Raw genomic sequence first — 15,124 nt, 5'->3', positions numbered from 1 at the left:
GGATGCCAAGAAGCCGCCCGTCTGCAAACGAGGTTGTTCACGACGGACAACGCGGCGCTTTATGTCTCTCGTTGAATAATCGTGCTGAGCAAATCGGAATCGCCACTTCGCTACTGTAGGCCCGGGCGATCCGTCGTATTCGCAGTGGAAACCTTGAAGTCCCCTTAAATGCGGAGAGAATCGGGATATACTGCGCTCAACGTCGAGGGGTGTTATTTGGCCGATCTGTTTACTCAGCGGGTTTCTATAACACTGCCTGAGAGATATCTGATACGTGGTCGTGTCGCAGGGAATCTCGTCCGGCAGCTTGATTCAGCTCAGACAGAGTGCAACGTCGCCCTAGATGCCAATACAAAAGGCTATTTCGGCGATGTAGTCGAGCGACCGAACCTCGTCCTGTTGCGACGGGGGTTGAAGCCTCCTTCGAGCTACGATCAGATCGTTCGAATCGATGAAGTGGCGCCGGTCTCATCGATTCAGGAAATTCTATCCCGCCCCTCGGTGCGCTGGCAAAAGCCCGCTCCTCTGGAGCCGACAAAGATATCCCTCGAAGATTTCCCGGAGCGGCACAAAGCCATCCGAGCGACTTGGAACGATGCTCTTTCGCTGAGGGAGGAGGAATACGAAGGTGATCTTCGCGTCGTAATGGGTTTTCGACCGCCACAGATCGGTGCCATTCACGCGATTAAGGCGCATTGGGTCGTGTCGGATGCCCCTTCTACGCTTGTGATGCCCACAGGGACGGGCAAGACGGAAACCATGCTCAGTGTCTTCGTGTCGACAGATGTCGACAAGCTTCTTGTCATCGTCCCATCCGACCAGTTGCGCACTCAGATTAGCGAGAAGTTCATCAACCTCGGAGTGCTGAAGAAGTTCGGCCTGCTGAAGGAGACTGCCCTCTATCCTATTGTCGCTACCCTCAAGAAGGCGCCCACTTCTCTCGAAGAAGTCGATGCGATCTTCGGCCGTGCGCAGGTCGTAGTCGCAACTATGCAGTCCGTCTCTCGACTGCCGGTCGAGCTGAAGGATCGTATCGCAACGCATGTCACGCATCTCTTCGTCGACGAGGCACATCACCTAGGTGCGGCGACGTGGAAGGCCTTCAAAGCCCATTTCATGCGGCAGAAGCGCTCTATCGTGCAGTTCACCGCGACGCCCTACCGGAACGACAACAAGCGCGTGGATGGGAAATTCATATTCGTCTATCCGCTGCGTCGTGCCCGCGAGCAGCACCTGTTTCGTCCTGTCCATTATATCCCTGTTATGGAAGCCGACCCCGTTTGGGCTGACCTGTCGATCATCCGGCAGGTAGGCGAGGCGCTCGACAGGGATCTGCGTGAGGGGCTCGACCATCTGGCGATGGCACGCACCAGCACCATCGACAGGGCGCAGGGCCTTCTCGACCTTTATCGCAAGCACCTGCCACGACATGCCGCAGAGTTGGTCCACAGCAAGATGCCGGCGAGCCAACGCGAGGACGCATTGCAGAGGCTGCGCAGCGGAGCAATCCGCATCATAGTTTGCGTCGATATGCTCGGAGAAGGCTTCGACCTTCCTCGTCTCAAGATCGCAGGCCTTCATGATCGCCATCACAGCGAGGCGGTGACTTTGCAATTCATCGGGCGGTTCACTCGTGCCGAAACGGGGCTTGGCGATGCCACTGTTATCGCGGGGGTTTCGCTCGAAGATCCAAAGGAATGGCTCAACGCGCTCTACAAGGAGGACGCCGATTGGAACACGCTTTTAGAGACCGGAAGCGAAAACCGCGTCGAGCATCAGCGACGACGTGAAGAACTCTACACAGGCCTCGATGCAGATTTCGAAGCCATTCCTGTCGAAACCGTCACGCCTAAGCTCAACACGCACGTCTTTAGAACCCATTGCGACCTCTGGGATCCGCAGGCATTGGAACGGATCGAGACACCCTCCGTCGGACTGGTCGAGGGCCCCATCGTTAATAACGAACTGCGGCTTGTAATGGCGGTCACCCGCCACGAGGACGGTCTCCGCTGGACCCGCGTCAAGGAGCCGACCAACATCGTTTACAATCTGGTGATGGCCCACTGGGATCAGGAAAAGGAACTGCTCTATGTGCACAGCTATCCGGAAGACGGTCTCGTAATCGCCGTCGCCAAGCTTCTGTGCGGGACTGACGTCGAACTATTGCAAGGCGAATCCGTCTTCCGCGTGCTCCACGGGTTCAGGCGGGTGATGCTGACTAACCTAGGCGTCAAGGAAACGCAGGTGAAGCCGATCCGGTTTCAACTATCTACAGGTATCGATATCACTGAACAGCTCGAGCTAACTGTTGAGAACAGATCGAGGATTAAAACCAATCTATTCGGTACCGGATATGTTGATGAGCCGGTCTATGCCGGCGACGACGTCGACGAACTCCAGGCAGGGAAAAGGAGCATTGGATGCTCCACGAAGGGCAAGATCTGGTCCCAAGAGGGCACTGTCTCCCCGGACGACTGGATCAGATGGTGCCAGTCGATCGGCCCGAAGATCGCTGACGAGTCGATCAACACCGACGTGGTTCTGCGCAACGTACTTCGCCCCAAGCGCCAGCAAGAATTTCCGGCCGGGAAGATACCTATTTCGATCGATTGGCCAGAAGGCCTCTCAATATCGGATGAGGATCGCACGGACATTTCTTTCGGCGAGCAGCCCGTGCCATTGTCGGAGTGTGATCTCGAGATCTCAGCTTTTGAGACAGGTGTCCCCGTGCTGTTTCGGCTCCGCAGTGCCGGATTGTCAGCAGAGTTCGAGGCCAACATCCGCGATGGCGTCGCTACGTTTCTTCGTCGCACCGATGCCCTAGTAAGCATCACTAGGGGGAAGCGTACGCGAGATATCCTCGATCTGTTTCGGGAAGATCCACCTGCAATACGATTCACCGATGGTGACATGTTGATCGGCGCCGATTTGGCATCCGCGCCTGGAGATGACAAACCCCTCTTCGATGTGACGACGATGGAAGCCCTCTCCTGGGAGGGCGTCGATATCAGGCAGGAGTCGCAGGGTCCATCCCGACGGGTGGGAACGGTGCAGAACGCAACCATAGCCAGATTGCTGGCGGTGGATCCTTCCTACGATCTCATCTTCGACGGCGACGCCTCAGGCGAGGTGGCGGACGTCGTTGCAGTTCGCAGACAGGGACGTTTCCTGGACGTCGCGCTGTACCATTGCAAGTTCTCCTCGGAGGAGAAGCCCGGCGCTCGTGTGGCCGACCTCTATGAAATATGCGGACAGGCAATGAAGGCGGTTCGATGGGCCGATCCGCGGAGCAAGTTCTTGCAGAGGCTCCGTCGGCAGGAGGAGAACCGACAAAAGGCTGGCCAACAAACCCGATTCATCGTGGGGGATCGTTCGATGCTCGACGACTGGTTGACCAACCGACGGGACCTCGTGGCACGGTTCAGCATGACGCTTGTCCAGCCAGGCTACTCAAAGGCAAAGGCGACCAGGGAGCATCTCCCCATTCTGGGCTCGGTACAGGCCTATCTCCATCAAACGTACAATATCAGCCTTAGCTTCTGGAGCAGCACTTAGATATATGGAATGCTCGGTCTATTGGGAGAATGGCTGAACGGAAAGTCAGCATGTAAGTCTAATCGTTCCGTTCTTTTTGAGCAGGAGCAACCATGCCGAAAAACATCGTTATTCTGCTCGACGGAACCTCTAACGAGATCTCTGCCGACCGAAGCAATATCCTGCGGCTGTACGGAACGCTGGAGAAAAGCGATCGACAGCTTGTCTATTACGATCCTGGTGTAGGCACCTTCGGAGCCGAAAATGCATGGCTGCGGTTCTGGAGGAAGGCCGTTGAAGTCTGGGGTCTGGTCACCGGATGGGGTCTGGATCACAACGTCAAGGAAGCTTACCGGTTTCTGGTAGAAAACTATGATGACGGGCGAGATGGAGGAGGGGGCCAGAGTTCCCGAGACAGCATCTACATATTCGGCTTCAGCAGGGGCGCGTATTCAGCATGTGTGCTCGCAGGATTCGTCCATGCTGTCGGTCTGATCGAGAAACGAAATCTGAATCTTCTCGACTATGCCTATCGAGCCTACAAGGGAATCGGCGAGAATGGCGAAGACAAATTCGGAGAAGTCAGGCTCTACGAACGCATTCTCGCGCCGGACCGTCCGCCGATCCGTCTGCTTGGCCTTTTCGACACGGTCGCCTCCGCCATTGAGCACGGTCGCTATGGACCTCGGCTGCGTTCCCATGCCTTTACCAAGCGAAACTGGAGCGTCGAAAGTGTGCGCCATGCTGTTGCGATCGACGAGCGCCGCACGATGTTCCGGCCGCGGCTATGGCCGCAAGGAAAGGATTACTGGGGCAACCCGTTCAACAAGGCCGCAGCCAAACCTCAGGACGTCCGCGAGGTATGGTTCGCCGGCGTCCACGGTGATGTCGGTGGCGGCTATCCTGAGGCCGAAAGCGGCCTGACCAAAATTGCGCTGCAATGGATGATTGAACAGACCCGACCCACAGGACTGTTCTACAGGACCCAGACCGTCAACGATCTCGTCTTGGGCCAGAATCCCGACAAGACCTACGTTGCGCCGGATCCGCACGCCAGCCAGCACAATTCGATGACCTGGGCATGGAGTCTGCTGGAGTTCATTCCTCAGTGGCGACGAAAGGGCGACGGGGTATCGCAGAGAGGGAGGCTGATCATTCCTTTCTTCGCTCGCCGCTCGATACCGTCCGGCGCTCGCATTCATCAATCTGTAATTGACCGTGCTAAGAGCGGGGGGCCTCTGCCAAACATGCCAGAAGAGTTTTTGCGGAGTAAGAGGGTAGAAGCTCTGAGCTATGTTAGCTTCGCAAGTTCTATAACATTGCTATGTCGCGCTTCTTCCTGGCTGTTTGAGGTATCGCAGTGGCCGTTTCATTTGATCAATGCGCCCCGTATTTGTCGGTGTCGCTCTGCAAGGCAAAGGCCGGAAAATCGCCGACCCCCGGCGATCTCATCGATGGTATTCGTGACGTCTCCAAAGAGATCGCGGACAGGAAAGATCTCGACCGTCCACGGTTCATTGCCGCCGAAAATCCTCTTGTCGAGAAGGACGGGACGATTTTCGAATGGGTTCATTATGTCGAGAAACGGCCGCCGAGCTGGTTTACCGGAGATGGCGTTACAGACATCCTGAATCATCTCGTGATCGTCGCGCAGCGTGGCAGCCTGTATGCGTTTCTTTTCTCCGACAACGGGCTCAGGGCCGCCGTCGCCAGGAAGTTCGGGTCGACTGCAAAAGGGGCATTGTCTGAAGTCGAGCGCTTGTCTGCTACGCAGATCAACAAGGCGTTTGTGGAAACGCAGGTGCGGACGCTGTGGTTGAGCGGCACCCAGCGGCGAACCGTCATAAAGGCCGATTCGAAGGTCCTTGCGGGTTTGGAATTGGAAACATCCCTCGATCCCTTGGGCGACCAATCCTACTACTTCAGCTCGGTGAGAAGCACGATGCCGCTGGCGGAGGGCGAGAGGCCGACGGTCGTTGGCGCCAGCCCTGGTGGCGCCCGGCTTTGGATCGGACCCACGAAGTCCTGGGATGATTTCACGGGATTGGTCGACGCGATTTTTGCACGCGCGGCAAAGCATATGGACGATGAGGGGAGGTCGGGCACGCCGCTGCCGATTTTGGCCTCGCCCTCAGTCGATCTGAAAGGGATCGAGCGGCCCTATGACATCGCCTTCATCGTGCCCGAGCAGGCCAGTGATGGAAATGGAGCAGACGTTGATGGTGAATCGCGGTGGCTTCAACAGTTTGGCGATGCGGCTCGTTTTGAGATAACCACCGCGGCTGGCAGCCCAAACTTTGAAGCCGACGTCTTCTGGGCAGACGCGAAGCTCGGCCGGCTGGCCTACGAGTTCGAGCCCACGTCCGAATCGGATGCGAGATTGAAGTCGCGCAAGATCGATGGCTTCGACGGACATGAGGTCGAGAAGGCACTTCTGAAGATCTGTGAAGGCCCGGAAAACCTGACGATCTACTTCGACACCGGCCACACATATTCGCGCGGCTTGTTCTATGAGACGCGACTCCGGGATGCTCGGTTCGAGGATTGGGAATGGGTCCGCATGGATCGCGACAAGACCATCTTCAAGAACGAGAAACCTCTGGTCGGAAGGCGCTTTGCGGTCGAGGACATCGGCAAGGCTGAAGACAAGTCCCTGTTCGGCCTGGTGGCCCGGCACTGGCCGAACATGGATGTAAGGGGCAAGCCGACCGGCTGGCTGGTCTGTGATGATGGAGCAATGGAGTCCGCTGACTTCATCCATCTCGACGACAGCGTTAGCCCGCCCGGGCTAACGCTTATTCATGTCAAAGGAAGTGGTTCGGCGAATGCCAAGCGCGATCTCTCCGTATCCGATTACGAAGTCGTCGTTGGCCAGGCGGTAAAGAACCTTCGCCACATTGACAGGGGGCTGCTTCAAAGCAAGCTGAGCGCCAACGCGACGGGCGTGCTCAAAGATGCGGTCTGGTACAAGGGCGAGAGACAAAAAGACCGAAAGGCGTTTCTGCAGGTCCTTAAGGGCCTCGGATTCAACCTCAGTAAAAAGGTGGTCGTGTTTCAGCCGCGCGTCCGCCGCTCGGTTTTCAACGCTATACGCAAGAAGATGGATGATGGAAAGCCGACCGACGCGGCAGTAAGGCGTATGCAGCAACTCGATGCTTTGCTGTTGGGTGCGCGCGCCGATTGTTTCTCATTGGGCGCCAGCTTTGCCGTTGTGGCGGATGGGGATGACCTTTAGCTCTTGTACACCGAACATTCCACCTTTGTGTGAGAATTGCCGCCGCATATCGGCAACAACTCCTTTTGGACGTTCTATCTGACGAATGAAATGCCGACTGATCTGGAGGTGAGCGTCTCCACGAAGATGGCGGACACGTATGGGCTGGTTGGACTTGAACAGGACTTACTCGATGGATGCGAGCCAATTCCAGAAAGCGTTGCACGACCTTGCATTCGATTTAGGCGCTAGGTCGCATAGACTATTTTCCGAATCCTTTACGGACGATTGGCCAGATGAAGAGTCGACCACCGGGGCTCTTTTTGGCGCTTTAGTGAATTCGGCTATGGCTGTCTCTCGAACAGGCCTCGCGAAAAGTAGGCATGGGATCGAGCTGAGGGCTCAGCTTACGAAAAAGCGAGATGAAGCAGAGCATGGAGCCGATGTCTTTATAAAGTTTAGTTGCGATGAACCGCAGTGGCAGATCAAAACCACCACTGTCATACAGGCTAAGAAGCTCGAGCCCACGCGGTCGATGACGTCCGGTGATCATGCGCGCCTGACGAAGCAGCTGAACAAAATGCTCGCCCATACAACCGAATCCTTCCTGCTCATTTATTCGAGCACCAATGGGATTCAAGTTGTGCCAGCGGTGGCCGTTCGATCATTGGGGACCAGGAAGCCGTTTGATTTAGATATGATGAGCTGGCAATGGTTCCTATCGGCAATCTTTCGAGGCCGGTTAGGCGAACCCAACTCCGACAGACTTCCGGGCAAACCAAAGATCGAAGTCACCCTTGTCGCCAAGGCTGCAAGCGAGGAGTCGATGGCTGGTGGCATGGTTGCTGGATAGTAGGAACGACCCCAGAATCCTGCTGCTAACAACGATCGTGCAGACAACTCGGGCGCGGGTTGTCGGGTGCGGCGTGCAGGGTGGCGAACCGCGCGTACCTACAGCGGCCATCGTCATCGATGCGACGGCCACGGCTGCCCTAGTCGGCAACGGGCGGACCACACCTATTGGCGACAAAAATGAAAAGGGTCGTCGAACTCAAGAACTCAAGAAGGTTTTGCGACCCTGGTTTCGTTATCAGGAATTCGTGCAACGCCTTCAGTTTCGCGAGAAGCTCTCTGAAGGTGATGACCAGCACATCCCGCTGACTGCCGCGGAAAATTTCGAATGACCGCTGCTGGTCGAGTTCGGTTAGCAACGGCGTCTCGGTCGTCTTGATCTCGACGATGGCGAGGTTGCCTGACATGCCGGCCTCGAGGAGGTAGTCGGCATACTTCTCTCCGGTGCGCCCAGGCCCCATGCGGCCGACCGAGGCCTGTGATGTGTACATGACCACCGGCAGCCCGAAGAGAACCTTGAGGACGAATGGGTTCTCGAAGAAATAAGCCTGCCAAAACCCTTCCTTATGCCGGCTCAGCATCTCCTTCGACATGCTCTCGATCAGTATTTGCAATGAAACGCCCTCGATCTTCTCGCTCAGCCTCGAATAGCTGGACTGGGTCGTCACGCACGATCTCGTCGACCGATCGCATGACCGTGCGAACCGCGGCGAACGTCATGATCTTGCCAAGGTCCGGACGATCGAAGACCCAGAATGAACCGCCAGCGGTCTGGACGACGTGCTTGCGCGCGACAGAAGCGCTGTATGTTTTCAGCAAGTACCCGCTGTTCTGGCAACCGGTAATCACCAGAGCCGCGGCCAAAACCGCGATCATTCTTCCGCCTGCCCATAGCGCTTTCCCCCATCGCCTTTGGATAGAAGTACAGGCTATTTCCCAAGTCGATAGAACGGTTGGGCGTCAGCCGGGACAGGCCCCAAGCGCCTTGCAAATAAGCGAGACCAGTCTGTCGCGCGCCCGCTGGTGGAGAGCATCTTTTGGGCGCCGTGCAGGGAAGTCGTCGAGACTCATCCAGTCGACGGGATTCGTGCCGGCGCCTGGCCGATTGAACTCCACGTAGAGATGCAGCTCTTCAGGCAAGAAGACAACCCGCCATGTTCCGTGGGGGTCGCTGGCAATGCTATGGGCAATAACGGTCATGACGTTCACTCCTGTTGCCCAGCTTCGCCGATCTGCACGCGAGATTTCCATCCCCAGAAATGAGTATTGACTTCCGTCTGCGGATGCCTGCGCCGGCAAGTGGCCCGTGCGATAAGGACGGTTCTCGCTGTTGAGAACCGCAACGCGTTGGCGAGTCCAGTCTGAGCGATCAAGCCCGCGCTCTGGACGAGCTCCCATCCTCACAGAATGTTCGCCCACCGGGACAAACGTGACGCAACGGAACGGAGGGTTCACCCGTAAGGTCTTGGGGAGGTTGCGAAAGGAGACCAGCATATGACCTGCGAACGAGACGTCGGCACGTTCGAAGAGCCCGTGACCGTTTTGCTGTCCTCGGGCAAAGTCAGTGTTTCGAGCACCCGCGAAGCCGCCGAAATGCTGCTTTACCGCTGGCCCATTGGAGAAACCGGGCGCCGCATCCAGGCTCGCATGGCGTGCATAAAGGTGCTCGGCGGCGGCAGCGCACCGGAGATAGCGCGCGTGGCATTTCTCAGCGCCGCCAAGGAAGCGAAAATCCTGAACGCTTGACGTCTCGTCAACGCGTGCCCACCACTGTCCATCGTGCATCACTCTTGCAGCGGCCGTTACATTTGTGCAAACATCGTGCCTCGATCATGCGGAGACGCCGAATGCTTGCGCGAGAAGGCTGGAGCCGCGGATCTGCACTCTACGTCACCCGCGAGTTGACGCGCTCTGTGGCGAGTTCGACGTAGAGATCGTCCCCAAGGGCCGCTATCCGAAGAAAGCTAGACGCGCGCCGTCGGCTCCATCCGCCGGCTGATCGACAATCATGGCGCTGAGCATGCACGGTTGGTCCTGTGTGTCTTGGCTGAGGGCCGCGGCCAACCACGCGCTCATCGAAGAAAGCAGCCTGACGGCCGTCTCTGACTTGCTGCTGGCCTGTCCGGACCTAGTGGAGCGGGGCATGGCCGCCGTGCTCGAGGTTTTCGACGCGATCCCGCTCGGCGCATACATGGCGATCGTCAATGAGCTGCGCGGCCACGTTCATCAGGGGCATGCGCTAGCTGGCATTCCTTTACGTGCTCCTCCGGCGCCTCCGGGAGAGCTCGCTGACGGCAAGGAGACTATTCGGTCCCGGATGGCCAAGGCGGACGCCAGAGGCTGAAAAGGGCCGGCAGTGCTTCACCAGGCGCCGCCCGGACAGCCTGATGCACCGGGCGATCAGTGTGAAATCCTTCTCGATCGCCGCCGTGTACTCAAGCCGCCCCTTTCGCGGCAGGGCGTAGTACATGCACTGGCCCCACAGAAACTCCGCTAGGGCATCGATCTGCGGTTCGTCCTCCTTGAAACGCACATGGAGTAGTGCGGTCCGTGGCCCGTCGTCTTCGCATGGCGCGTCGTGCGCGACGGCGCAGGCGACGTGCGCGCCTAGCTTCGACGGATTGAGGAGGCTAGAAATCGCCTTTTGGATGTCCATGCCGGTGTTGCTGTCCACGAAATAACTTACACTCAGTGATTCGGATTACAGAATCCTAGAGGAGCGCAACAATTGTCGCACTTCAATTCGCGGTATGCTTCCGACCTGCGGCCCGTATCCGCAGGAAACGCGAACCTAAAACGGAGATTTAGACTGCTTCGAGGAAGGTCCGACCGAAAAACCGTGCTAGACGATACAGGTTCAAAATCGTCCAGTTTAGTCTAGATGCATCAGTGGGGGAGCGTAAAACAAGGTGGGGAAAAACATCGTTGTCTGCTGCGACGGTACGGGAAATCAGATCGAGCGCAATCTTTCGAACGTTTTGAAGCTGTTCCGCATCCTGAAGAAGAGCGAGGAACAGCGCGTCTACTACGACGCTGGCATAGGCACGATCGGGGCCAGCGACGCCTGGGCCCGCTGGCGACAAAACACCAAATCTGTGTTTGAGCTTGCGACCGGGTATGGGCTCGATGCTGAAATCGCCAGTGCCTACGCATTCATCTGCCGACACTACGCAGAAGGGGACGCAATTTTCCTCTTTGGCTTCAGCCGAGGAGCCTACACAGCTCGAGCTGTTGCGGGCTTGATCCACATGATCGGCCTGCTGCAACCGGATCAGCTCAACATCGTCCAGTATGCCGTGAGCTCTTACAAGCAAGCCAGCGATGAGCACGATCTCAGCGTTGCCTGGCACTTTTCTAAGGTCTCAGGAGCCCGAGACGCTCGCATCAAATTTCTTGGTGTATGGGACACGGTGGCGTCGGTCATCGTGCCGCGACGAGACCGACTTCTGCCACAGCTTCTGACACTGCCGCATACAAGGACCAATCCGAGTGTCGAGGTCTTTCGCCATGCGATTGCGATCGATGAGCATCGTCGCATGTTCCGCCTGAACCGGTGGGTCGAGCCGCAGCCGTTCGTCGAAAATCCTTTCGACAAAACTGCGCCGGCAAACCAGCAAGATATCAGGCAAGTCTGGTTCGCCGGATGTCATTCGGATGTCGGTAGTGGCTATCCTGAAGAGGACAGCGCTATCTCTAAATTTCCGCTCGACTGGATGATTGATGAAGCCACGGCATTTGGATTGCAGATCAATTCTCGGATGCGGGAGCGCCTCGTCTTCGGAACAGGAGAGGGTGAGGGGAAGATGAACTTCGTCAGCCCCAATCCACTTGGGACCGTGCACGATTCAATGACCTGGGGCTGGAAGCCGCTCGAGTGGATTCCAAAATCGGCCAAATGGCGTGAATGGAAGCGAAAATCGGCGCTCGGTTTCTATCTTCCGCAGGCCGAGCCTCGCACGATCGAGCGACTGGAGCCGCGGCCGTTTGTTCATCAGTCGGTTCTGGATCGGAAGGCGGCCATCTCGGCATATAAGCCTGAGAATTTTCCAACGGCATTCGATGTTGAGCCTTATGGTGACCTCATGAAAGATCGGTTGGCTAAAGAAGCCGGCAGCTAGCGCAGGCAGCCGTGATATCTTCAAGTTCACAATTGCAGGGCCGATTCGCAGTCATTCGAGGGGGATGCAGATGGCGAAAAAGAGCAGTCCCGTTAAGAAGGGCGAAAAGGCTGTAGCGGTGAGCCTTTCGCCTGCTGAGACGCGAGATGTCTATGCCTCCCGGCGGTTTCTGGATGGGGCGACGCAAAAGAAGCTCGGCCTCAAGGTTCGCTTCGACACATATTACAAGGATCCCCTTGTCGCGAAGCAGAATCCCGGCCTGGAAATCGATGACGATTTTTATGTGCCTTGGGAGCCGCGCATTGGCGATGGCCCGACAAGCGCGAGGTTCGCTATTGTTGATTACGACAGCACCACAAATACGCTGGAAGAACCGGCGAAATGGAGCGTCGGCGAGAAGGTTTTTCTCGATCCTAAGGGCTGCAAGGTCGATAAAGTTCTGAAAGAAACCGCTCACTTCCGCCAGGTCAGCACCTGGGCAATTTTGCAAAGCACACTTGATTTCTTCGAGAGCCCAAGCGGGCTCGGCCGGCGCATATCCTGGGCGTTCGAAGGCAATCGGCTTCTGGTCACGCCGAATGCCGGTTACGGTGCAAACGCCTACTACGACCGAGAGAGCAAATCACTGCAGTTCTACTATTTTGACGATGACCGCGGTCAGCGCATTCACACCTGCTTGTCCAGCGATATCGTCAATCACGAGTTTGGTCATGCACTGCTGGATGGCATTCGGCCTTATCTTCTGGAAGCGGTCTCGCCGCAGACGGGTGCCTTTCACGAATTCCTTGGTGACCTGACCGCAATCTTGATGACGTTGCGGAACAATTCATTCCGCAAGGAGCTTGCGGTCCGGACCAAGGGCCACTTGAAGACGAAATCCGGCGACGAACTCATCGCATCGGTCGCCACTGAGTTCGGCAACGCCGTGTCAGGACAACCATACCTTCGTAGCGCGGCCAATGATCATTTGCTGGGCAAATACAAGGATGAGATCGAACCTCACGTGCTCTCGGAGGTGATGACCGGAGCCATGTTCGACATCTTCGTTGCGTTGACCGAGCAATATCTCAAGCGAGAGCGCAGCGACGGGGAGACACACACACCGGCTCAATCGTTACAGTATGCCGTCGCTCAGATGCAGATAATTGCTATCCAGGCGCTCGATCTTTTGCCGCCAGTCGAGGTTACGTTCAACGACTATGCGCGGGCTGTCTTACGCAACCTCGCGATCGCAAATCCAACCGACCCCAACAACTATCGCGAGATGATCGCCGATATTTTCGTCCACCGCGAGATCATGACCGCAGAGGAGAGGACCGACTTGCTGGTGCGCGCGCCCTTGTACGATCGGATGCCAGGAACAATTACGCACGACCCGGAGCTCATCGGGAGTTCGCGTGCCGCTGCCTATCGTTATCTCGATGACAACCGCGACAAGCTCTCCATTCCCGACCATATCGACATCATCGTCGATGAGGTCTTCACCTCCGAGAAAATGGTCGGCCCGGGCCTCTTCCAGCCCAAACAGATCATCCTCCAATATTTGTGGCGCGAGGATTTGGCGTTGGTGGGCACGCAGTTTGGCTCCTTTAATGGCAAGACGACCAGTCTCCTCTGTGGCGGGACGATGGTCTTCGACGTAAATGGCAGCCTGCTTTATTGGGCGCGCAAGCCAGGCAGCGAACCCTTTGCCACCGCAAGCGTGGCTATGGAGAAGGTGAAAGCAGGGAAAAAGCTCTTTGGTACCGAGCAGGCAGCCTTAGCTGAACTAGAGGCTGGCAAGCAGCGCAAGCAGGAGTATCTCGACGCGCTGGTCAGGCGCATCGACGAGGGGATGGTTGGTGAGGAACTCGCCGGCCCCGAAGGTCTCGTTGGAAGCCTTACACCGCCGCTGATCGCGCGCGAAGTTGACGGCTCAGTTCGGTTTGAACTCTCACCGCACTTTCATGTTTACGATGACGATGATTCCAGCCTGGGAGCGCTTAGATGGCAAATGAGCTCCTGATCCGCCTCTACGATGTCGGTCTGGGCGACTGCATTTATGTCCGCATCCCCGGCAAGACCGACAAAAAGGAAGACGCCTTCCATATGCTGATCGACTGCGGCACCTGGAGCGAAGAGAAGTATCTTGCCGCGGCGATGAAACAGCTCGAGAGCGAGTTGCCAGACGCACAGGACGGAAAAAAGCGGCTCGATCTTGTCGTTGTCACGCATGAACACAAGGATCACATAGCGGGCTTCGATCCCAAGCTATTCGGTAACATGAAGGTCGGCGGGGTTTGGATGAATTGCGCAATGGATCCCAAACATCCGCAGGCGGGAAAGACCCGCAAGATTAGAGGGGTCGCTGAGCAGGCCATGCGGGGGCTTGCAGCACTTGGCCCCAGTCTCAGCCCTCGCGCAAGCGAGCTCTTGTCAGTTTTCCAGATCGACAACAAAGGCGCCATGCAGACCTTGCGCAAGACGCTGCTCGATGGCGGGGAGCCGACCTATGTCCACGCCGGCGAAACCAATGAAACGCATGGCATTGAACTCCATAAGACGAAAATCAACATCCTTGGCCCGGAGGCTGATTTCGATCGTTTCTATCTCGGCGCGACCGCTCAGCGAACATTAAAGGGCGTGCTGGGAGCGGCCGCATTCGACGCGGAAAAAGAGTTCGATGTCACAGAAGAAGCGCAAGAGCCACCTTTGCCACGCAATATCAGCCCAGCCTCTTTTCGTGCCCTTCGCGCCCGCATGCAGTCGAACGCACTGGCATTCGCGGAACTGGATGGCACGCTGAAAAACAACTCCAGCATTGTGTTGCTGATCGAATGGAACAAGAAGCGCTTGCTGTTTGTCGGCGACGCCGAATGGCATGGCGACTTCAAAGAGAGCAAGATGAACGGCTCGTGGAATGTGATGTGGAACGAGCGCCAAGATCTGCTCGGCAAAGCCGTCGACTTCCTCAAGATAGGCCATCATGGTAGTGAAAACAGCACACCTTGGGACATGGGCAAAGGAAAGCCCAGCGAAGCGACTGCGATCCTGGATTCAATCCTGCCGGTACCGGCGGCCGGCCAGCAGTCGAAAGCAATAGCGGTTGTGTCGACCGAACGTGGGAAATATCGCACGATTCCGCGCGGGCTGCTGATGACGGAAATCGCGCGGCGCGTTGGCGATACGCGGATTTACAAGCCTGATCTCAAAAATTTCAAACCGAAGGACCCAGTTGACTTTGACACATATGAACGGGAATGGCTCGATAAAGCCCAGCCCCTACGCACCGACTTCGAACGAATTAGGGAGGGAAAGGGCTTTATTGATGTGGCCTTCAGCTGAATGCAACTCCAGCATCTCAGTGGGGTAAGTCACACAGCAAAACGCATGTTTGAGGCGACGATGGACATGAGGAAGGTCGATG

General features: G+C 56.9%; 11 protein-coding genes and 1 pseudogene. 9 read left to right on the top strand and 3 right to left on the bottom strand.

Translation table 11 applies throughout. From position 1 onward, the window contains the following. Nucleotides 1-216: 216 nt before the first annotated feature. The 4 genes and pseudogenes from NKI24_RS24875 to NKI24_RS24860 all read left to right on the top strand — a co-directional run bounded on the left by NKI24_RS24875 (nt 217) and on the right by NKI24_RS24860 (nt 7,601). Entirely contained in the window at nt 217-3,555 is a 3,339-nt protein-coding gene (locus NKI24_RS24875; RefSeq protein WP_352749144.1) for a DEAD/DEAH box helicase, read from the top strand. Nucleotides 3,556-3,647: 92 nt separating this feature from the next. After that, nucleotides 3,648-4,478: pseudogene (locus NKI24_RS24870) on the top strand (T6SS phospholipase effector Tle1-like catalytic domain-containing protein); the annotation flags it as partial. 455 nt (nt 4,479-4,933) lie between these two features. Further along, complete coding sequence (locus tag NKI24_RS24865; protein WP_352749193.1) at nt 4,934-6,769, top strand: hypothetical protein; 1,836 nt, start codon at nt 4,934-4,936, stop codon at nt 6,767-6,769. Nucleotides 6,770-6,941: 172 nt separating this feature from the next. Then, complete coding sequence (locus NKI24_RS24860; protein ID WP_352749142.1) at nt 6,942-7,601, top strand: hypothetical protein; 660 nt, start codon at nt 6,942-6,944, stop codon at nt 7,599-7,601. Nucleotides 7,602-7,740: 139 nt separating this feature from the next. Here NKI24_RS24860 and NKI24_RS24855 read toward each other — a convergent pair whose 3' ends face one another. The 3 genes from NKI24_RS24855 to NKI24_RS24845 form a co-directional block, all read right to left on the bottom strand. Next, nucleotides 7,741-8,193: a Shedu immune nuclease family protein gene (locus NKI24_RS24855; protein ID WP_352749139.1), complete on the bottom strand. Its 453-nt coding sequence runs from the start codon at nt 8,191-8,193 to the stop codon at nt 7,741-7,743. Beyond that, nucleotides 8,165-8,476 (bottom strand): hypothetical protein, encoded by a 312-nt coding sequence (locus tag NKI24_RS24850; RefSeq protein ID WP_352749136.1) that lies wholly within the window; start codon nt 8,474-8,476, stop codon nt 8,165-8,167. Before NKI24_RS24850 ends, NKI24_RS24855 begins: the two co-directional genes overlap by 29 nt. A gap of 84 nt (nt 8,477-8,560) precedes the next feature. Continuing rightward, the gene (locus NKI24_RS24845) at nt 8,561-8,800 is read right to left on the bottom strand and encodes a hypothetical protein (RefSeq protein WP_352749133.1); all 240 of its coding nucleotides are present in this window, start codon (nt 8,798-8,800) and stop codon (nt 8,561-8,563) included. Nucleotides 8,801-9,094: 294 nt separating this feature from the next. On the opposite strand from NKI24_RS24845, the gene NKI24_RS24840 reads away from it, so the two are divergent. From NKI24_RS24840 to NKI24_RS24820, 5 genes are all read left to right on the top strand, one after another. Further along, nucleotides 9,095-9,346, top strand: a complete 252-nt coding sequence (locus tag NKI24_RS24840; RefSeq protein WP_352749130.1) for a DUF982 domain-containing protein — start codon at nt 9,095-9,097, stop codon at nt 9,344-9,346. Between the two features lie 262 nt (nt 9,347-9,608). Next, nucleotides 9,609-9,944, top strand: coding sequence for a hypothetical protein (locus NKI24_RS24835; RefSeq protein ID WP_352693688.1), 336 nt, complete (start codon nt 9,609-9,611; stop codon nt 9,942-9,944). 565 nt (nt 9,945-10,509) lie between these two features. Continuing rightward, entirely contained in the window at nt 10,510-11,718 is a 1,209-nt protein-coding gene (locus NKI24_RS24830; protein ID WP_352749127.1) for a T6SS phospholipase effector Tle1-like catalytic domain-containing protein, read from the top strand. Between the two features lie 70 nt (nt 11,719-11,788). Next, nucleotides 11,789-13,723, top strand: coding sequence for a gluzincin family metallopeptidase (locus NKI24_RS24825; protein WP_352749125.1), 1,935 nt, complete (start codon nt 11,789-11,791; stop codon nt 13,721-13,723). Then, nucleotides 13,705-15,042, top strand: coding sequence for a ComEC/Rec2 family competence protein (locus tag NKI24_RS24820; protein WP_352749122.1), 1,338 nt, complete (start codon nt 13,705-13,707; stop codon nt 15,040-15,042). Before NKI24_RS24825 ends, NKI24_RS24820 begins: the two co-directional genes overlap by 19 nt. Nucleotides 15,043-15,124: the final 82 nt, after the last annotated feature.

Source organism: Mesorhizobium sp. M0701 (genome assembly GCF_040320365.1).
Lineage (GTDB): Bacteria > Pseudomonadota > Alphaproteobacteria > Rhizobiales > Rhizobiaceae > Mesorhizobium.
This window is presented reverse-complemented; position numbering and strand designations above follow the sequence as displayed.

What these genes read in the sequence shown, in the direction of transcription:
- NKI24_RS24860 (WP_352749142.1), top strand. Translation starts at nt 6,942, where the DNA reads ATGGATGCGAGCCAATTCCAGAAAGCGTTGCACGACCTTGCATTCGAT.
- NKI24_RS24855 (WP_352749139.1), bottom strand. Translation starts at nt 8,193, where the DNA reads ATGTCGAAGGAGATGCTGAGCCGGCATAAGGAAGGGTTTTGGCAGGCT.
- NKI24_RS24850 (WP_352749136.1), bottom strand. Translation starts at nt 8,476, where the DNA reads ATGATCGCGGTTTTGGCCGCGGCTCTGGTGATTACCGGTTGCCAGAAC.
- NKI24_RS24845 (WP_352749133.1), bottom strand. Translation starts at nt 8,800, where the DNA reads ATGACCGTTATTGCCCATAGCATTGCCAGCGACCCCCACGGAACATGG.
- NKI24_RS24840 (WP_352749130.1), top strand. Translation starts at nt 9,095, where the DNA reads ATGACCTGCGAACGAGACGTCGGCACGTTCGAAGAGCCCGTGACCGTT.
- NKI24_RS24835 (WP_352693688.1), top strand. Translation starts at nt 9,609, where the DNA reads ATGGCGCTGAGCATGCACGGTTGGTCCTGTGTGTCTTGGCTGAGGGCC.
- NKI24_RS24825 (WP_352749125.1), top strand. Translation starts at nt 11,789, where the DNA reads ATGGCGAAAAAGAGCAGTCCCGTTAAGAAGGGCGAAAAGGCTGTAGCG.
- NKI24_RS24820 (WP_352749122.1), top strand. Translation starts at nt 13,705, where the DNA reads ATGGCAAATGAGCTCCTGATCCGCCTCTACGATGTCGGTCTGGGCGAC.